The organism is Pantoea sp. UBA5923 (assembly GCF_002431095.1).
GTDB lineage: Bacteria > Pseudomonadota > Gammaproteobacteria > Enterobacterales > Enterobacteriaceae > Pantoea > Pantoea piersonii.
In genome coordinates this window covers 71,412-88,472 of the sequence record NZ_DJDN01000033.1, presented here as the reverse complement: position 1 = coordinate 88,472, position 17,061 = coordinate 71,412, and the positions used below count along the sequence as shown (strand labels likewise).

Sequence of the window (17,061 nt, the reverse complement as noted above, 5' to 3'; positions counted from 1 at the left end):
TTGAGATAATTATTATTTGTGCGTCTGCTCGCAAATTAATAACAACTTCCGCTAAATCTGCCCTCCGCTCCTCTTAAAAACGTTAAATCTCGATCCCGCTCATAAAAACAGAAATAAACCAAAAAACGTAATCGCCGGATAAAAATCAGTAATTGAAGTTGGCGGAAGCTCAGGTCAACAATTCATTCGCCTGGACCAATGCGATAACGACAACAGCCTCTACCTACAGGATAAAAATCATGAAAATGAAACTTACGCTGTTAGCCGCCTGCGCCGCGCTGGCGCTCGTCAGTCATGCTGGCTTAGCGAAAGAAGTAAAAATCGGTATGGCGATTGACGACCTGCGCCTTGAGCGCTGGCAAAAAGACCGCGACATCTTCGTCAGGCAGGCGGAGTCGCAGGGCGCGAAAGTGTTCGTGCAGTCGGCCAACGGCAATGAAGAGACGCAAATGTCGCAAATTGAAAATATGATCAACCGCGGCGTCGATGTGCTGGTGATCATTCCCTATAACGGCCAGGTATTAAGCAACGTCGTCGCCGAGGCGAAACGCGAAGGGATTAAAGTGCTGGCCTATGACCGCATGATAAATAACGCGGATATCGATTTTTATATATCGTTTGATAATGAGAAAGTCGGCGAACTTCAGGCGGAAAGTATTGTTAAGCAGGTGCCGAAAGGAAACTATTTCCTGATGGGCGGATCGCCGGTGGATAATAACGCGCACCTGTTCCGCGCCGGTCAGATGAAGGTGTTAAAACCCTACATCGACAACGGCAGCATTAAAATAGTGGGCGATCAGTGGGTCGACGCCTGGCTGCCGGAAAACGCGCTGAAAATAATGGAAAATGCCCTGACCGCCAACAGCAACCATATCGACGCCGTGGTCGCCTCCAACGACGCCACCGCAGGCGGCGCGATTCAGGCGCTGAGCGCACAGGGGCTAGCGGGCAAAGTCGCCATCTCCGGCCAGGACGCCGATCTCGCCGCCATCAAGCGCATTATTAACGGCACGCAAACCATGACCGTCTATAAACCCATCACCCAGCTCGCCACCGAAGCCGCCAATATCGCTATTGAGCTGGGCAACGGCAAAACGCCCGCCAGCAACGGCAAGCTGAACAACGGCCTGAAAGAGGTGCCCTCTCGCCTGCTGACGCCGATTCAGGTCAATAAAGAGAATATCGAAAGCACCGTGGTGAAAGACGGTTTCCATAAACAGAGCGAGCTCTGAGCGCGCGCGCCGCGAAGAGGAGAGATCGATGCTGCTGGAAATGAACAATATCACCAAGCGTTTCGGCGCGGTGAAGGCGCTGGATAACGTCAGCCTGCGGCTGGAGAGCGGCGAAGTCATGTCGCTGTGCGGCGAAAACGGCTCGGGTAAATCCACGCTGATGAAAATCCTGTGCGGGCTTTACCCACACGGCGAGTTCGACGGAGAGATCCAGTTCGCCGGAGAGAAGATTCAGGCGCAGACCATTCGCGATACCGAACGCAAGGGCATTGTGATTATCCATCAGGAGCTGGCGCTGGTGCGCCAGCTGACGGTGATGGAGAACATCTTTCTCGGCGCGGAGCTGGGCCGCTTCGGCATTGTCGATGACGAAACCATGACGCTGCGCTGCCAGCAGCTGCTGGCGCGGGTGAAGCTCGACGTCTCGCCCGACGCCCGGGTCGGCGACCTGGGGCTGGGACAGCAGCAGCTGGTCGAGATCGCCCGCGCGCTGAACAAGCAGGTGCGGCTGCTGATCCTTGATGAGCCGACCTCTTCGCTTACCGAGCGTGAAACCGAAGTGCTGCTGAGCATTATTCACAACCTGCGCGATCACGGCATCGCCTGCATCTATATCTCGCACAAGCTGAACGAGGTTAAAGCGATCTCCGATACCATCTGCGTGATCCGCGACGGCAAGCATATCGCCACCCGGCCAGCCGCCGGGCTCAGCGAGGATGACATCATCACCATGATGGTGGGACGCGAGCTGACCGCGCTCTACCCGCATCAGCGACACACTATCGGCGAAACGGTGCTGCGCGTCGAACATCTGACCGCCTGGCATCCGGTTAACCGCCAGGTGCGCCGCGTCAACGACGTCTCCTTCAGCCTGAAGCGCGGCGAAATCCTCGGCATCGCCGGGCTGGTCGGCGCGGGCCGCACCGAAACGGTTCAGTGCCTGTTCGGCGTCTGGCCTGGCCGCTGGCAGGGCGATATCTGGATAAACGAAAAAAAGGTGCAGATCCGCGACTGCCAGCAGGCGATTGCGCAGGGCATCGCGATGGTGCCGGAGGACCGCAAAAAAGATGGCATCGTGCCGCTGATGGGCGTCGGGAAAAATATTACCCTGGCGGCGCTGGATCATTTCAGCCACCGCTTTGCGCCGCTCGATGAGACGCGCGAGCAGCACGTTATTAACGCGTCAATCGCGCGACTGCGGGTCAAAACCTCTTCGCCGGAGCTGGCGATCGGCCGACTGAGCGGCGGCAACCAGCAAAAAGCGATTATCGCCAAATGTCTGCTGCTGAACCCGCAAATTCTTATCCTCGACGAACCGACGCGCGGCATCGACGTAGGCGCGCGTCAGGAGATCTATCTGCTGATCAACAGTCTGGTGCAGCAGGGGATCGCCGTGATCGTTATCTCATCTGAACTCCCTGAAGTGCTGGGCCTGAGCGATCGCGTTCTGGTGATGCATGAAGGGCGGATCAAAGCCGATCTGATTAATAACAACCTGACTCAGGAGCAAGTTATGGAAGCGGCCCTGCGGAGTGAACATTATGCTTAAAACCGAAAGTCGTCAGGGCACGCTGCCGGGCGCGCCGTCGCCGGGTAAATTTTCGCTGCCTAATCTACAGGTGCTGGTGATGCTGGGCGCAATTGTGGTTATCGCCCTGTTTTTTACCTGGACCACCGACGGTGCCTGGCTCAGCCCGCGCAATGTCTCTAACCTGCTGCGTCAGACCGCGATCACCGGGATTCTGGCGGTCGGCATGGTGTTCGTGATTATTTCAGCGGAGATCGATCTGTCGGTTGGATCGATGATGGGCCTGCTGGGCGGCGCGGCGGCGATTTTCGACGTCTGGCTCGGCTGGCCGCTGCCGCTGACGATAGCGGTGACGCTGCTGATGGGGCTGCTGTTGGGCACCTGGAACGGCTGGTGGGTCGCCTACCGCAAAGTGCCGTCGTTTATCGTCACGCTGGCCGGAATGCTGGCGTTCCGCGGCATTCTGGTGGGGATCACCAACGGCACAACGGTTGCGCCGACCACGCCTGCGATGTCGCAGATCGGGCAGAGCTATCTCTCCGACGGCGTCGGCTTCGGTTTCGGCATCGCCGGGCTGGCGCTCTTTATGCTGTGGCAGTGGCGGCTGCGGCTGCGCCGTCAGCAGCTTGGACTGACCCAGTCTGCCGCTGGCGGTACGGTAGCGCGTCAGGCGCTGACCGCCGTCCTGGTGCTGGGCGCGATCTGGCTGTTGAATGACTATCGCGGCGTGCCGACGCCGGTACTGCTGCTGGCTTTGCTGCTGCTGGGCGGTATGTTTATGGCGACGCGCACCGCTTTTGGCCGTCGTATCTATGCTATCGGCGGCAACCTGGACGCCGCGCGGCTGTCAGGCATTAACGTGGCGCGTACCAAGCTGGCGGTATTCGCCATCAACGGCGTGATGGTGGCGATCGCCGGTTTGATCCTGAGTTCGCGCCTCGGCGCTGGCTCGCCGTCGGCGGGCAATATCGCCGAACTGGATGCGATTGCCGCCTGCGTAATCGGTGGCACCAGCCTGGCGGGCGGCGTGGGTTCGGTTGCGGGCGCGGTGATGGGCGCCTTTATTATGGCCTCGCTGGATAACGGCATGAGCATGATGGATGTGCCCACCTTCTGGCAGTACATCGTTAAAGGAGCGATTTTGCTGCTGGCAGTGTGGATGGACACCGCCACGCGCCGCCGGGTGTAATCGCGTCGGCGATCACAACCTGGCGCAAACAATTTCTGCTGTTCATCCGGCCATGCTATCCATTGCGCTGGGATTCAGGAGAGCGCGCCACTATGCATGAAAAACGTTATCGCATTACGTTGCTGTTCAATGCCAATAAAGTCTACGACCGTCAGGTGGTGGAGGGGGTCGGCGAATATTTACAGGCGTCGCAGACCGACTGGGATATTTTTATCGAAGAGGATTTTCGCTGCCGCATCGACAATATCCGGGAATGGCTGGGCGATGGCGTAATCGCCGACTATGACGACAGCTCCATCGAACAGCTGCTGGCGAACGTCGAGGTGCCGATTGTCGGCGTCGGCGGCTCTTACCATCGCCAGCAGGATTATCCGCCGGTGCACTATATCGCCACCGACAACGCGGCGCTGGTAGAGAGCGCCTTTCTTCACCTTAAAGAGAAGGGCATCAACCGCTTCGCCTTTTATGGGCTGCCCGCCTCCAGCGGCAAGCGCTGGGCGCAGGAGCGCGAACACGCGTTTCGTCAGCTGGTACAGCGCGAGCGCTATCAGGGCGTGGTTTATCAGGGCATGAATACCGCGCCGGAAAACTGGCAGCACGCGCAGAACCGGCTGGCCGACTGGCTGCAAACCCTGCCGCAGCAGACAGGCATTATCGCCGTCACCGACGCGCGCGCGCGCCATCTGCTGCAGGCCTGCGAATATCTTAAAATCCCGGTGCCAGAGAAGCTAAGCGTGATTGGCATCGACAACGAAGAGCTGACGCGCTATCTGTCGCGCGTGGCGCTCTCGTCGGTGGCGCAGGGCACGCGGCAGATGGGCTATCAGGCCGCCAAACTGCTGCATCGCCTGCTGGACAAGCAGCCGCTGCCGCTCCAGCGCATTCTGGTGCCGCCAATTAAAGTGATCGCCCGCCGCTCCACCGACTTCCGCTCGCTGCGCGATCCGGCCGTGATTCAGGCCATGCACTATATTCGCTTCAACGCCTGTAAAGGCATCAAGGTGGAGCAGGTGCTGGACGCCATCGGCCTGTCGCGTTCTAACCTGGAGAAACGCTTCCGCGATGAAACCGGCGATACTATTCACGCCATGATCCACCGCGAGAAGCTGGAAAAAGCGCGCGAGCTGCTGGCCTCCTCCTCTCTGAACATCAATGAAATTTCTCAGATGTGCGGCTACCCATCGCTGCAATATTTCTATTCGGTATTTAAAAAAAGCTATGCCACCACGCCGAAGGAGTATCGGCAGCATCATGGTGAAAGCGTGATGTAAAATGGCCGCTGATTTTATCAAGGCTAAGCCGCGCGCTGACAAAAAATAAACCGCTATTTATTGCAGCCGGGCGGTTTAGCCTTGCGGTTAATATTGTTTTTTCCTCTCTTGCCCTGCCTGTTAAATAAGCTCGTTTGCCTCTCCTGTTTTTCCCGCTTTCAAAAGTTACAATAGTTACAATATTTGTAATTCTTTTTAAAACATGTGTTGCGAATGTTATATTCCGCCGCGCTTTTAACTGTAACTTAACACACTACCGCTCGTGCTGGATGTGAGTTGAAATTTGAATGGAGATCGCAGCGCTTCCGCAGAAGGCGCGCGGTGTCACTTGCCGGTTATCGACAGATAGCCGTTGGAGAAGTTTTTCATGCGTAAAATTGTACAACTTCTGGCTCTCTGCGCGCCGCTGCTGGTCGCGCAACACGCGGCCTGGGCCGACGAGCAGAAAAATGTCGACGTCATGCTGATTGGCGGCGGCGTAATGAGTGCCACACTGGGAACCTATTTGCAGGAACTGGAGCCGCAGTGGAATATTGAGATGGTTGAGCGTCTCGATAAAGTCGCTGAAGAGAGCTCCAACGGCTGGAATAACGCAGGCACCGGCCACTCCGCGCTGGCGGAAATGAACTACACCCCGGAAAAAGATGACGGCAGCATTGATATCAGCAAAGCTGTCGAAATTAATGAATCTTTTCAGATTTCCCGCCAGTTCTGGACTTACCAGGTAAATCGCGGCGTATTGACCAACCCGAAAAGCTTTATTAACAGCACGCCACATATGAGCTTTGTATGGGGAGACGATAACGTCAACTTCCTGCATAAGCGTTATGAAGCGCTGCAGAAAAGCACGCTGTTCCGCGGCATGGAATATTCAGAAGACCACGCGCAGATTGAGAAGTGGATCCCGCTGGTAATGGAAGGCCGCGATCCTAAGCAGAAAGTCGCGGCAACGCGTATTCCTATCGGCACCGACGTGAATTTTGGCGAAATTACGCGCCAGCTGGTGGCTTCGCTGCAGAAAAGCGATCGCTTCTCGCTGGAGACCGGCCACGAAGTGCGCGATATCAAGCGCGCCGATAATGGCGGCTGGAACGTGACCATCGCCGATCTGCACAACAACAACGCCGAGCATGTGGTGCACGCGAAGTTCGTGTTTATCGGCGCAGGCGGCGCGGCGCTGCCGCTGCTGCAGAAGTCAGGCATTCCGGAAGCGGATAACTATGCTGGCTTCCCAGTGGGCGGCGAGTTCCTCGTCACCGATAACCCGGCCGTGGTGCAGCGTCACCTGGCGAAAGTGTACGGTAAGGCCTCCGTTGGCGCGCCGCCGATGTCGGTGCCGCACCTTGATACCCGTATGCTCGACGGCAAGCGCGTGCTGCTGTTTGGACCTTTCGCGACCTTCTCCACCAAGTACCTGAAAAATGGGTCGCTGTGGGATATGTTCAGCGCAACCACTACCTCCAACTTCATGCCAATGGTGCATGTCGGCCTGGATAACTTCGATCTGGTGAAATACCTGATTGGCCAGCTGATGCTGTCGGACGACGATCGCTTCGCGGCGCTGAAAGAATACTTCCCTGAGGCGAAGAAAGAGGACTGGCGTCTGGCGATTGCAGGCCAGCGCGTGCAGATCATCAAGAAAGATGCGGAGAAAGGCGGCGTGCTGCGTCTCGGCACTGAAGTGGTCGCATCGAAAGATGGCTCTATCGCCGCGCTGCTGGGCGCTTCGCCGGGCGCGTCAACCGCTGCGCCTATCATGCTGACGCTGATGGAAAAAGTCTTTAAAGACAAAGTGGCGTCTGACGCCTGGCAGAGCAAGCTGAAGGAGATCATCCCTTCTTACGGTCAGAAGCTGAACGGCAACGTGGCGGCGACAGAGAAAGAGCTGTCGGAAACCAGCCGCGTACTGCAGCTCGACTACACGCCGATGACGCCAGCGGCGAACAGTGCCCCGGCAGCGACGCCGGTAGCCGCCGCGCAGTAACCGTAGCAAACGGCTGACAAAGCCGATACCCGGGTGACGGGGAGCGCAGAGCAAAGCGTCCCGCGACAGAAAAGTCGCGGGACGAGCGGGCAAGGAAGCCCGGTGTAACGTTGCGATCGCTCCCGCATCCGGATTTTCAGTCAGCCTCTCCCGCCCTCTAGTCCAGCCTCTGTTCATACTGCTCTATCACCGCCAGCGACAGCCCTACAGCCGGATCGAGACGCGTCTGCAAAAAATGCAGCGCCGTATTCTGGAAGGTAAAAGCGGGCGTACTGGATTCGATACGCTTGCGCACCGTTTCGCAAAACAGCGTGTGCGTATTCCAGGGCGCATCGATAATGACGCTGGCCGGGTTCAGCAGCAAAATAATTTGGCCAATCGCCCTGGCGAGGAAGCTGCCCGCCTGCTGCATCACCTCATCCACGACCTTTGGTGCCTCATGGCGCGTCTGCCAGCTTAAACCAGGGCGGCGCTGCGCCAGCTGCTGTTCTATCGCCGGCTTGCTAATCAGCGTCTCGACGCATCCCTGACGTCCGCAGCGACAGCGCGGGCCGTCCGGCTGCACGTTAAGATGCCCCGCCTCGCCCGCGGTCCAGCTGTGGCCGGTCACTACCTCGCCCTGCTGCACCAGCGCGCCGCCTGTCCCTTCGGCAATACGCAAATAGAAGTGGCTGTTTTCCGTTCTTAGCCCAAGCTGCTGAACCGCCAGCAGCGCCGACGCCTTGACGTTATTCATCACGCGCAGCGGCAAACCCACCTTTTGTCTGACCGGCGTCAGCAGATCGACATCCTGCCAGCCGAGCTGGGTTGAAAGATGCATCCAGCCGCGCTCTGGATCGACGATGCCGGGAAAGCCCAGCCCGATGCCCAGCAGCTGCGGATGCTTCTCCGCCAGTTCGGCGCACAGGTTGGCTACCTCATCCAGCAGCTTTTTCGGGTTCGTGGTATCAACACGGCGCGTCTGCTCCACCATCACCTGCGAAAAATAGTCGCAGACGCGCCAGTAAATCGCGTTGCGCTCCACCATGACGCCTGCGCTTTTCAACTTTTCCGGACAGAGAGCGATCTCTATCTTCGGCCTTCCGGCGGCGGCCACGCTGATCGGCCCTATCTCCCGAAGCAGCGACTTTTCCAGCAGTTCATCCACGATCAGCGAAACCGTATTTTTGCTGAGCGACAATATATGGGCTAAATCCTGACGCGAGGTAACGCGCAACCGGCGGAGCTGCGTCATCACGCGCTTCTGATTGTTAAGTCTGAGTAGTGCAGGGCCTTTACTCATATTTTTTAGCGCTCATCTGACAGGCAACGTATCTTTCAGTGTAACAGCCCGTGTCGCGCCTTATCCGGCACTTTTGCGCGCTGTTTCACACAAGTCGCAGCACAATGCGAAAGGCGTAAAAAAACCGGGTCGCGCCCGGTTTTCTACAGAGAAGAGAAGATTAATACTCGTCGCCGCGCACGCGGCTGCGGTAACTTTCCCAGTCGAAGCGCACCCACATGCTGTTGCCGAGACGCATGCGGTCCATTACGCGTTCGCCCAGCAGGGTATTCATGCCTGCGGGATCGAGGTTAGAGAGCATACCGGTCGGGCGTTTCGAGGAGGAGCGGCGATCGACGATCTGGTTGATAATCACCTTTTCGTAGCGCGATTCGCTCTGCATGCCGATCTCGTCAATCACCAGCAGATCGACGGTGCTGAGATCCTGCAACAGCCGCTCTTCGGTAATGTCGCTGCCGCCGCTAAAGGTTCCTTTCATGCTGGACATCAGGTCTGCGACGGTGACGATCAGCACGCTTTTGCCACGCAGGATCAGATCGTTACCGATAGCCGCCGCCAGGTGGTTTTTACCGGTGCCCGGACGGCCAGAAAAAACGAAGCTGGCGATGCTGCCCTCAAAATCGTCCGCATACTGACGCGCCATCGTCAGCGCTCTGCGCTGGCCTTCGTTCTCGACGCGATAGTTATCGAAGGAGCAGTTCATATGCAGCTCGCGAATGCCGGATCGCCCCATTACGCGCTGCATTTTCATCGCGCGGTTTTCACGCACGATTGATTCCGAACGCAGGCGGCCCTGCTCCTGGTTCCAGGCCAGCAGCTCTTCACCGCTGGTGAACTTCGGCTGTACGTTGGCGGGCATCATCTTTTTCAAACGGCTGAACAGATCGGTCGGCGTTTTCATTACTCACCTCGGAACCCATCGGGAATGTTGTAATCAGTATTGCTGATTTGCGTCATGTCGCGTTTTGGCTGGCCGCCGCTGGCAGCGCGGTTCATCTGCACGCTGCGCGCCAGCTTCTGCTGCCACTGCACATGGTGGAACAGGCGACCTTCCGCCTGCCAGTAGGCGACAAAGGCGGCCAGCTCGGCAGGCGTTACCGGCTCGCTCAGCGCCACGCCCCAGATAGCGGCCTGCCGCTGAAAATCGGCGTCGGGCTGCCAGCCTGAATACATGGCGAACTTGCCGACCGGCGTCGGCAAGGCGGCTGGCAGGTCGTCATATAAACTGTCATCCAGCGTCACATCGCTGGGCTGCTGCGCCGCCGTCTCCAGCGCCAGCAGATGCGCCAGCCGCTCGGGCGTCACGGCGTAAAATGCCGGAACGTAATTATCCAGCACCGCCAGCGTGCCGTTTTCCGCCTGCTGCAGCGCCTGGCGCGGATCCTGACGAAAGGCATCCAGGCCAATAAGCGTAGAAGTAAGAATTTTGACTGACATGATGAAACCTGACGTTGACCTGCACGTTGCGCCGGCAGAGCACCGGCGCACAAGTCTCTATTGTACCTTTTTTAGCGTCCTGGATCGCCAAAAAAGGCGTAGCTTACGAGGAGGATGAAGCAGTCCCGACGGAAAGCGGCGTCTGTAGCGGCTCAGCAGCCGCAACCCTGATGCGCGCCGGACGCGTTTGCCACAGATAGCGTACAGAAGCGAGCCAGCAGAGGCTGTAGCCCAGCAGCTCGGTGCCCTCTTCCGCGATGTTTTTTACCACGCGGTTATAGCCATCCAGCATCAGGTGCTGCCAGAGCTGATGCATGCCGAACAGGCGGGAGAACACCAGTACGACCAGCATGCCGCTGACGGTCATCAGCCAGCAACGATTCGTTATGAAGGCGACCAGCCCGTCCAGCGTGCCGCGCGGCGAACGCAGCGCCAGCGCCAGACAGGCGGCAGTGGTCGCCAGCGCGAACCATATCCAGCTGCCGTGTTTAACCATATCGAACACAAAGTCCAGCTCGCGGATCAACATACAGCTGTAGAAGCCGCCGACCAGGATAAGCGCGCCGCGCAGGCCGGGACGCCGGTGCGCCGACCAGAAGAACATCACCGCGATGGAGGCGAGCATAAACTCCTGTAGCGTCTCCGTCAGTGAAGTCTCGTGCATGGCATTGTTCATCCAGTTAACATCGATATAGATAGCCGACATCATCATCACAATGAAGAGTGTTGCAAATAAAAAAGCCGCGCATTCACGGCCAAGTATTGAGAGTTTTTCGCGCATTTTATCACCACTTTTTTGATTAGCGCGCTTATTATATGGCGCTGACTGCTCGCCCTTTCTCATTTTATGCCCCTGAGCTAAAAGCTGGCGCTGAGGCCGAGGCTGTAAATCAACTGATCGCCATTGTTAAGCGCGCTGCTTTGCGAAAAAGCCGCGAACGCTGCAACCTGATGATTTATTGGTATATTGGCGCCGACGCTGACGTCCAGCCGGCTCTCTTCGCGCGGGGCCGCGTCATCCGGCAGCCGATCGCGCGCCTCGCCTGGAAAGCCCTCGCCCGGCTGATAGCTATAGCTAAGCTGCGCGTAGGGCGCGATCCAGCCCAGCCGGGAGTCAACGCGCCAGCCCAGCGTTGCTACGGCGTCGCGGCTAAAATCGCACTGCGGGCAGCTGAGCGGCGCGACCGCTGTCGCATACTGCGCCACCGGTCCGGTGGTCAGCGAAGCGCCGAGCGGCATATCCCAGCCAGCGCTGTAGCGCTTGCCGGTCGGCACAGGCTCGACGCGCAGCGTGAACGGGCCCTGAGCCGGGTTCAGCGCCGCGTCCAGGAAATTCATATCGGCGTCGTTGCCGACAATCAGGTGATTTCGGGAAATCTTTTCAGCAAGGATAGTGTTGTAATCGGGACGCGTGCGCGCGCCGTCATCCGTTGATGACAACGTCTCGCTGCTCCACGCAAACAGAGGCGTTGCAGAACAAAAAAGCAACGCACTACTCAGCCCCAACGCCACAAGGCGCTGGCTGGCACACTGACTTTTCTGCAACATGAAAAGCTCCAGACGATGCTGAAGAGAACACTCGGCGCTATTAAGGGGCCGTTTTATCGCGCCTGTTGTATAACTATTAACCGGCTGAACGTAAGATCAAGCGTCGTCATAAAATTTTCTCTCTCAGGATACTGAATATGCAACGATGCGGCTGGGTCACTCAGGACCCGCTTTACCTGGCCTACCACGATCGGGAGTGGGGCATTGCACAAACCGATAAGCAGGCGCTGTTTGAGATGCTCTGTCTGGAGGGTCAGCAGGCGGGCCTCTCCTGGATTACCGTACTGAAAAAACGCGAAAACTATCGTCGTGCTTTTCACACTTTCGATCCAGAGGCGGTGGCCTTGATGGACGAAGCGGATCTGGCGCGCCTGATGACAGACAGCGGGCTGATACGCCATCGCGGCAAACTCGCCGCCATTATCACTAACGCGCGCGCTTATCTGGCAATGGAGGCGAAAGGAGAGGATTTTGCGCGTTTCGTGTGGCGATTTGTCGATAACCAGCAGATTGTTCATCACTTCGCGCATTATAAAGAAGCGCCCACGACGACAGAGCATGCCATAGCGCTGTCGAAGGCGTTAAAGCAGCGTGGTTTTAAATTCGTCGGCCCGACAATTTGCTATTCCTTTATGCAGGCCTGCGGGCTGATTAGCGATCATCAGACAGACTGTTTTTGCCATCCTGACAACCTTTAACGCTTAACCTCAGCAAAATAAGAGTTTCCCTCACCCTTTCTCTGATTATAAGCGGCATAATCTCGCCGCTTAAAAGACGTCATGTCTTTATTTGATTTAGGGAATGAGCATGTATAAAAAATCACTTACGCTTTGCCTGTTACTGAGCGGCAGCCTTGCGCTGTCAGGTTGTACCGTTAATCCATACACCAACGAATCACAGGCCGGTAAATCCGGTATCGGCGCGGGAATCGGCGCGTTAATGGGCGCCGGCGTCGGCGTTCTCTCCTCATCGAAAAAAGATCGCGGCAAAGGCGCGCTGATTGGCGCAGCGTCCGGCGCGGCGCTGGGCGGCGGCATCGGCTACTACATGGATGTGCAGGAAGCCAAGCTGCGTGAAAAAATGCGCGGCACCGGCGTCAGCGTGACGCGCCAGGGCGACAACATTGTGCTGAATATGCCCAATAACGTCACTTTCGACTCCAGCAGCAGCAGCCTGAAAGCGGCGGGCGCCAATACCCTGACCGGCGTCGCTATGGTACTAAAAGAGTATCCAAAAACCGCGGTAAACGTGGTGGGCTACACCGACAGCACCGGCTCGCGCGCGCTGAATATGCGTCTCTCACAGCAGCGTGCAGAGAGCGTCGCCAGCGCGCTGATTACGCAGGGCGTTGCGGCGGGCCGTCTGCGCACGCAGGGCCTGGGGCCTGATAACCCGGTCGCTACCAACAGCACCGAGGCAGGCAAAGCGCAAAACCGCCGCGTGGAAATCACCCTCAGCCCCACGGGCTGATGCGAAAGCGCCCCGCAACGGGGCGCTTCTTCTCTCTCTGTTATTTTTCTGGCATTTTTACGCGCTTATTTCGACAAAAGCGGCCAGTTGGCGTGCATTCTGTAGTGCCAAAACAGACTTTATGTTAGCGTGAAAATAAACGTGTTCAGCGAGTCGTCCAGCATGTCACTAAAGGCCATCGCCAGCGAATTAGGGTTGTCCGTCACCACGGTTAGCCGGGCATTAAACGGCTATGAGGATGTGGCAGAGGAGACCCGCAAACGTGTCGAAGCAGAAGCACAGCGTCGCGGCTACCGTCCCAATGCCGCCGCACGCCGTCTGAAAACGGGCCGCGCTAATGCGGTGGGTTTAGTTTTTCCCGTCAGTACGTCACCCATCAGCGACTGCCGTTTCAGCGAAATGCTGCTGACGCTCGATCAGCGCCTTGCGCAACTGGAGATCGATCTGCTGCTGCTGGTCGATAAGCCTCAGGACGGGCCGCGCACCCTGACCCGACTGCTGCGCAGCCGGGTGCTGGATGCGCTAATCGTCACTCATACTCTTCCGCAGGATGAACGCCTGCTGAGCCTGCAGCAAAAAAACTTTCGCTTTCTGGCGCTCGGCCGCAGCGACCTGCCGCAGCCCTACGCCTGGCTTGATGTCGATAATCACCTCGGCTCGCGCCTGGCGGTGGAAGCCTGTCTGCAGCAGGGACTGACGCGTATCGCCTGGCTGGGCAGCGATGAGGCGACAACCTTTGTCCGCGACCGCCGTCAGGGTTTTCTCGACGCCATGGGCGCCGTCGCGCCTGTTGATATGGTGGCGGTGCCGCCGTCGCGTCGCGCCGGCTATCTGCAGAGCGCCGCCTGGCTGGCGCAGGAGAAGCCGCTTCAGGCGATTATCGCCGACAGCAGCGCGCTGGCGGAAGGTGCGGCGCTGGCGATGCAGCAGGCGAACCGGCTTGACGGCCCTCAGGCGGTTCGCCTGTACGCCTGGGAGGGCTTGCCGCGTGAAGCGATCGTCGAGGCGCCGGTCGTCGCTATTCGCCAGGCTTCAGAGCGCGAAACCGGCGAGCAGCTCGCTGATATGGTAGTGCAGATGCTGAACGGCGCGCCGCTGGAACAGCTACAGCTGTTGCGTCAGCCCTGGCTGGACAGCGCGGCGCGCTGATCGCCCTTTTTGCGACGGCCAGCGGCTGTGCTAGTCTCTGCCTGTTTCTCTTTTTACAGGTATCGACATGAAGAACAGACCGCCTCGCGCCACCATCAGCGATGTTGCTCGCAGCGCGCGAACCGGTAAAACCAGCGTCTCTCGCTATCTCAATGGCGAGCAGCATCTTCTTTCCGCTGATTTAAAAGCCCGTATCGAACAGGCGATAGCCGAGCTTGACTACCGTCCCAGCCAGATGGCGCGCGGGCTGAAGCGCGGCCGCACGCGTCTGATCGGACTGATTATCGCGGATATCACCAATCCCTATTCGGTCGACGTCATGTGCGGTATTGAAGCCGCCTGCCGCGAACGCGGCTTTACGCTGCTGATGTGCAACACCAACAATGAAGTGGACCTGGAGCAGCACTATCTTCAGCTGCTGAGCAGCTATCAGGTTGAGGGCGTGGTGGTGAATGCCGTCGGCATGCGCGAAGAGGCGCTGAGCCGCCTGCAGCAGTCGCTGCTGCCAATGGTGCTGATCGACCGAAAAATACCTGACTTCGCCTGCGATGTGGTCGGCCTGAATAACGCCGAAGCCGCGGAGATCGCCACGCAGCATCTGCTCGACAACGGCTATGAGGCGCTGCTGTTTTTGAGCGAGCCGCTGGGCAGCGTCAACACGCGTCGCGAACGCCTGCAGGCTTTCCGCCAGCGGCTCGCCGCCTGGCCGCAGATTGCGCATGAAAACGCGGAGGTGCCGCAGCATCAGCCCGCGGCGCTGGATGCGCTGCTGCTCGACTACGCGCAGCGTCAGCGCGGAAAACGCGCGGCGGTGATGGTGGCGAACGGCGCGATGACGCTGCAGGTTGCGCGCTCCATGCAGCGCGTCGGCCTGCGCTGGGGTGAAAATATCGGGCTGCTCGGCTTCGACGAGCTGGAGTGGGCCGCGCTGGCGGGCGTCGGCATTACTACGCTCAGGCAGCCTACCTGGCAAATCGGCTATGCGGCGCTGGAGCGACTCATCTCCCGCATCGAAGGCAACGCCGGGCCTGCCGGAGAGCAGGTTTTTTCCGGCGAGCTGGTGGTGCGCGGCTCCAGCCAGCCGCTTCCCTGATCCTCCCCTCTTTCCTCCATTCTCGTGCTCGCTTCGTGAGCACGATCATAGTTTCAGCCTCTGCTCCTTTGCTTTGGAACCGGTTCCAATTAACGTTTTCTCTGTGAATTTTGCTTAATGCGCTTTTGAGGAGTGACGATGAACGCTGAAATTGTTGTGGTGACCGCAGCTTACGGACAACAACAGGTCGCCGCGCTGGGCGGTCAGCAAGCGCTGCTGCCGCTGATCCAGCAGGCAGGCGCCGACGGCGTAGAAATCCGCCGCGAACTCTTCGATGCCGCTGCGCTCGCGAACCTGCCCGCGCTGGCCCATGCTATTCAGCAACATCAGCTGCGCGCCAGCTACTCGGTACCCGACACGCTGTTTTGTGACGACGGCGCGTTAAATCCCCAGCTGGAGAACTACCTTAAAGAAGCTCAGCAGCTGAATGCGCAGCGCCTCAAGCTGGCGCTGGGCGGATTTAACGGCGAACTGTACGGCGCGGATCTGCGCGCGCTCAGCGAGCGCTACCCCATTGAACTGGCGGTAGAAAACGATCAAACCACCAACGGCAAGCTCGCGCCTACGCTGCATTTTTTCCAGGCGGCGGAGCGGGAGAATCTGCCGGTGGTGATGACCTTCGATATGGGCAACTGGCTCTGGACGCAGGAGAACGCGCAGGACGCGGCGGCGCAGCTTGGTCGTTTTGTGCGCTATATTCACGTCAAAGCCGCTGAACCGCATGGCGACAGCTATCGCACGGTAGCGCTGGACGAGGCGAAAAAAGATGACTGGCGTCAGCTGCTGCAACAGCTGCCGGACGACGCGCCGCGCGGCATCGAATTCCCGCTGGAAGGCGAGGATCTGCTGGCGGTAACTCGCCACTATGTATCCCTGCTGCGCACTCGGTAAGGAGAGAAGATGACTACCCTGAATTACGGCACGCTGGACGTCGTTACTATTGGCGAAGCGATGGCGATGTTCGTGGCTCGTGAAACCGGCGATCTCGCCGCCGCCGAAACCTTTATCAAGCGCGCAGCAGGCGCAGAGCTTAATGTCGCCGTCGGGCTGGCGCGTCTCGGTCTGAAAGTCGGCTGGGTAAGCCGCGTCGGCGACGACAGCTTCGGCCGCTTTATTTGCCAGGTGCTGGAGGGCGAAGGCGTTGACCACCGTCAGGTCACGAAAGACGCGCGCTATCCCACCGGTTTTCAGCTGAAATCCAAAGTCGACGACGGCTCCGATCCGCTGGTGGAGTATTTTCGTAAAGGCTCCGCCGCCAGCCATCTTTCCGTTGACGATTTTAACAGCGACTACTTCGGCGCCGCGCGCCATCTGCATCTGAGCGGCGTCGCCGCGGCGCTCTCCGACAGCTCACTGGCGCTGCTGAAGCACAGCGCGAAAGAGATGCGCGCGCGCGGCAAAACCATCTCTTTCGATCCCAATTTGCGGCCGGTACTGTGGCGCAGCGAAGAGGAGATGCGTCAGCAGCTTAACCATCTGGCGGAATACGCCGACTGGGTGCTGCCGGGCGAAAAAGAGGGCTATATCCTGACCGGTTATCGTCAGCCGGAAGCCATCGCCGATTTCTACCTGGATAAAGGGGTGAAAGCGGTGGTGATTAAAACCGGATGCGATGGTGCCTGGTATAAAACCGCGCAGGGCGAGCAGGGTCAGGTCGAGGCGATCCGCGTTGATAACGTGGTGGACACCGTTGGCGCGGGTGACGGCTTCGCCGTCGGCGTGATCAGCGCGCTGCTGGAAGGTAAAACGCTGCCGCAGGCGATTAAGCGCGGCAACAGAATTGGTTCGCTGGCGATTCAGGTGATCGGCGACAGCGAAGGGCTGCCGACACGCAGCGAGTTAGGCGATTACTAGCCTGCATCCGGAACCGCAATATCA

Annotated in this window: 16 protein-coding genes; 11 read left to right on the top strand and 5 right to left on the bottom strand. The window is 58.5% G+C overall.

Annotation, left to right across the window (positions count from 1 at the left end; genetic code table 11):
• Positions 1–239: 239 nt before the first annotated feature.
• The 5 genes from xylF (at position 240) to B3797_RS08765 (ending at position 7,204) form a co-directional block, all read left to right on the top strand.
• Positions 240–1,232 (top strand): D-xylose ABC transporter substrate-binding protein, encoded by a 993-nt coding sequence (gene xylF / locus B3797_RS08785; protein ID WP_311790891.1) that lies wholly within the window; start codon positions 240–242, stop codon positions 1,230–1,232.
• A gap of 28 nt (positions 1,233–1,260) precedes the next feature.
• Entirely contained in the window at positions 1,261–2,781 is a 1,521-nt protein-coding gene (locus B3797_RS08780) for a xylose ABC transporter ATP-binding protein (protein ID WP_311790890.1), read from the top strand.
• The gene (gene xylH / locus B3797_RS08775) at positions 2,774–3,949 is read left to right on the top strand and encodes a xylose ABC transporter permease XylH (protein ID WP_311790889.1); all 1,176 of its coding nucleotides are present in this window, start codon (positions 2,774–2,776) and stop codon (positions 3,947–3,949) included. Before B3797_RS08780 ends, xylH begins: the two co-directional genes overlap by 8 nt.
• Positions 3,950–4,041: 92 nt before the next feature.
• Positions 4,042–5,220 (top strand): D-xylose utilization transcriptional activator XylR, encoded by a 1,179-nt coding sequence (gene xylR / locus B3797_RS08770; RefSeq protein WP_311784352.1) that lies wholly within the window; start codon positions 4,042–4,044, stop codon positions 5,218–5,220.
• Between the two features lie 367 nt (positions 5,221–5,587).
• Positions 5,588–7,204 carry a malate:quinone oxidoreductase gene (locus B3797_RS08765; RefSeq protein WP_126690127.1) on the top strand — a complete coding sequence of 539 codons (1,617 nt, stop codon included), beginning with the start codon at positions 5,588–5,590 and terminating at the stop codon, positions 7,202–7,204.
• 157 nt (positions 7,205–7,361) lie between these two features.
• Here B3797_RS08765 and B3797_RS08760 read toward each other — a convergent pair whose 3' ends face one another.
• From B3797_RS08760 to B3797_RS08740, 5 genes are all read right to left on the bottom strand, one after another.
• Entirely contained in the window at positions 7,362–8,438 is a 1,077-nt protein-coding gene (locus B3797_RS08760; protein ID WP_311790888.1) for an ROK family protein, read from the bottom strand.
• 208 nt (positions 8,439–8,646) lie between these two features.
• On the bottom strand, positions 8,647–9,387 hold the full coding sequence (gene dnaC / locus B3797_RS08755) for a DNA replication protein DnaC (protein WP_120457773.1): 741 nt from the start codon (positions 9,385–9,387) through the stop codon (positions 8,647–8,649).
• Positions 9,387–9,923, bottom strand: a complete 537-nt coding sequence (dnaT, locus tag B3797_RS08750; RefSeq protein ID WP_311790887.1) for a primosomal protein DnaT — start codon at positions 9,921–9,923, stop codon at positions 9,387–9,389. Before dnaT ends, dnaC begins: the two co-directional genes overlap by 1 nt.
• 103 nt (positions 9,924–10,026) lie before the next feature.
• The gene (locus B3797_RS08745; RefSeq protein WP_311790886.1) at positions 10,027–10,704 is read right to left on the bottom strand and encodes a hypothetical protein; all 678 of its coding nucleotides are present in this window, start codon (positions 10,702–10,704) and stop codon (positions 10,027–10,029) included.
• A 77-nt stretch (positions 10,705–10,781) separates the two neighbouring features.
• The gene (locus tag B3797_RS08740) at positions 10,782–11,471 is read right to left on the bottom strand and encodes an autotransporter (RefSeq protein WP_311790885.1); all 690 of its coding nucleotides are present in this window, start codon (positions 11,469–11,471) and stop codon (positions 10,782–10,784) included.
• 137 nt (positions 11,472–11,608) lie between these two features.
• On the opposite strand from B3797_RS08740, the gene B3797_RS08735 reads away from it, so the two are divergent.
• The 6 genes from B3797_RS08735 to B3797_RS08710 all read left to right on the top strand — a co-directional run bounded on the left by B3797_RS08735 (position 11,609) and on the right by B3797_RS08710 (position 17,037).
• Positions 11,609–12,169, top strand: coding sequence for a DNA-3-methyladenine glycosylase I (locus tag B3797_RS08735; protein WP_311790884.1), 561 nt, complete (start codon positions 11,609–11,611; stop codon positions 12,167–12,169).
• Positions 12,170–12,278: 109 nt separating this feature from the next.
• Positions 12,279–12,941, top strand: coding sequence for an OmpA family lipoprotein (locus tag B3797_RS08730; protein WP_120457766.1), 663 nt, complete (start codon positions 12,279–12,281; stop codon positions 12,939–12,941).
• Positions 12,942–13,103: 162 nt separating this feature from the next.
• Positions 13,104–14,090: a LacI family DNA-binding transcriptional regulator gene (locus tag B3797_RS08725; RefSeq protein ID WP_311784345.1), complete on the top strand. Its 987-nt coding sequence runs from the start codon at positions 13,104–13,106 to the stop codon at positions 14,088–14,090.
• 67 nt (positions 14,091–14,157) lie between these two features.
• Entirely contained in the window at positions 14,158–15,183 is a 1,026-nt protein-coding gene (locus B3797_RS08720; RefSeq protein ID WP_311790883.1) for a LacI family DNA-binding transcriptional regulator, read from the top strand.
• 138 nt (positions 15,184–15,321) lie between these two features.
• On the top strand, positions 15,322–16,074 hold the full coding sequence (locus B3797_RS08715) for a sugar phosphate isomerase/epimerase (protein WP_311790882.1): 753 nt from the start codon (positions 15,322–15,324) through the stop codon (positions 16,072–16,074).
• A gap of 9 nt (positions 16,075–16,083) precedes the next feature.
• Positions 16,084–17,037 (top strand): sugar kinase, encoded by a 954-nt coding sequence (locus tag B3797_RS08710; protein WP_311790881.1) that lies wholly within the window; start codon positions 16,084–16,086, stop codon positions 17,035–17,037.
• The last annotated feature ends 24 nt before the right edge of the window (positions 17,038–17,061 follow it).

Excerpts from the sequence above, each read along its gene's own strand:
- xylF (WP_311790891.1), top strand. The coding sequence starts at position 240 with ATGAAAATGAAACTTACGCTGTTAGCCGCCTGCGCCGCGCTGGCGCTC.
- B3797_RS08780 (WP_311790890.1), top strand. The coding sequence starts at position 1,261 with ATGCTGCTGGAAATGAACAATATCACCAAGCGTTTCGGCGCGGTGAAG.
- xylH (WP_311790889.1), top strand. The coding sequence starts at position 2,774 with ATGCTTAAAACCGAAAGTCGTCAGGGCACGCTGCCGGGCGCGCCGTCG.
- xylR (WP_311784352.1), top strand. The coding sequence starts at position 4,042 with ATGCATGAAAAACGTTATCGCATTACGTTGCTGTTCAATGCCAATAAA.
- B3797_RS08765 (WP_126690127.1), top strand. The coding sequence starts at position 5,588 with ATGCGTAAAATTGTACAACTTCTGGCTCTCTGCGCGCCGCTGCTGGTC.
- B3797_RS08760 (WP_311790888.1), bottom strand. The coding sequence starts at position 8,438 with ATGACGCAGCTCCGCCGGTTGCGCGTTACCTCGCGTCAGGATTTAGCC.
- dnaC (WP_120457773.1), bottom strand. The coding sequence starts at position 9,387 with ATGAAAACGCCGACCGATCTGTTCAGCCGTTTGAAAAAGATGATGCCC.
- dnaT (WP_311790887.1), bottom strand. The coding sequence starts at position 9,923 with ATGTCAGTCAAAATTCTTACTTCTACGCTTATTGGCCTGGATGCCTTT.
- B3797_RS08745 (WP_311790886.1), bottom strand. The coding sequence starts at position 10,704 with ATGCGCGAAAAACTCTCAATACTTGGCCGTGAATGCGCGGCTTTTTTA.
- B3797_RS08740 (WP_311790885.1), bottom strand. The coding sequence starts at position 11,471 with ATGTTGCAGAAAAGTCAGTGTGCCAGCCAGCGCCTTGTGGCGTTGGGG.
- B3797_RS08735 (WP_311790884.1), top strand. The coding sequence starts at position 11,609 with ATGCAACGATGCGGCTGGGTCACTCAGGACCCGCTTTACCTGGCCTAC.
- B3797_RS08730 (WP_120457766.1), top strand. The coding sequence starts at position 12,279 with ATGTATAAAAAATCACTTACGCTTTGCCTGTTACTGAGCGGCAGCCTT.
- B3797_RS08725 (WP_311784345.1), top strand. The coding sequence starts at position 13,104 with ATGTCACTAAAGGCCATCGCCAGCGAATTAGGGTTGTCCGTCACCACG.
- B3797_RS08720 (WP_311790883.1), top strand. The coding sequence starts at position 14,158 with ATGAAGAACAGACCGCCTCGCGCCACCATCAGCGATGTTGCTCGCAGC.
- B3797_RS08715 (WP_311790882.1), top strand. The coding sequence starts at position 15,322 with ATGAACGCTGAAATTGTTGTGGTGACCGCAGCTTACGGACAACAACAG.
- B3797_RS08710 (WP_311790881.1), top strand. The coding sequence starts at position 16,084 with ATGACTACCCTGAATTACGGCACGCTGGACGTCGTTACTATTGGCGAA.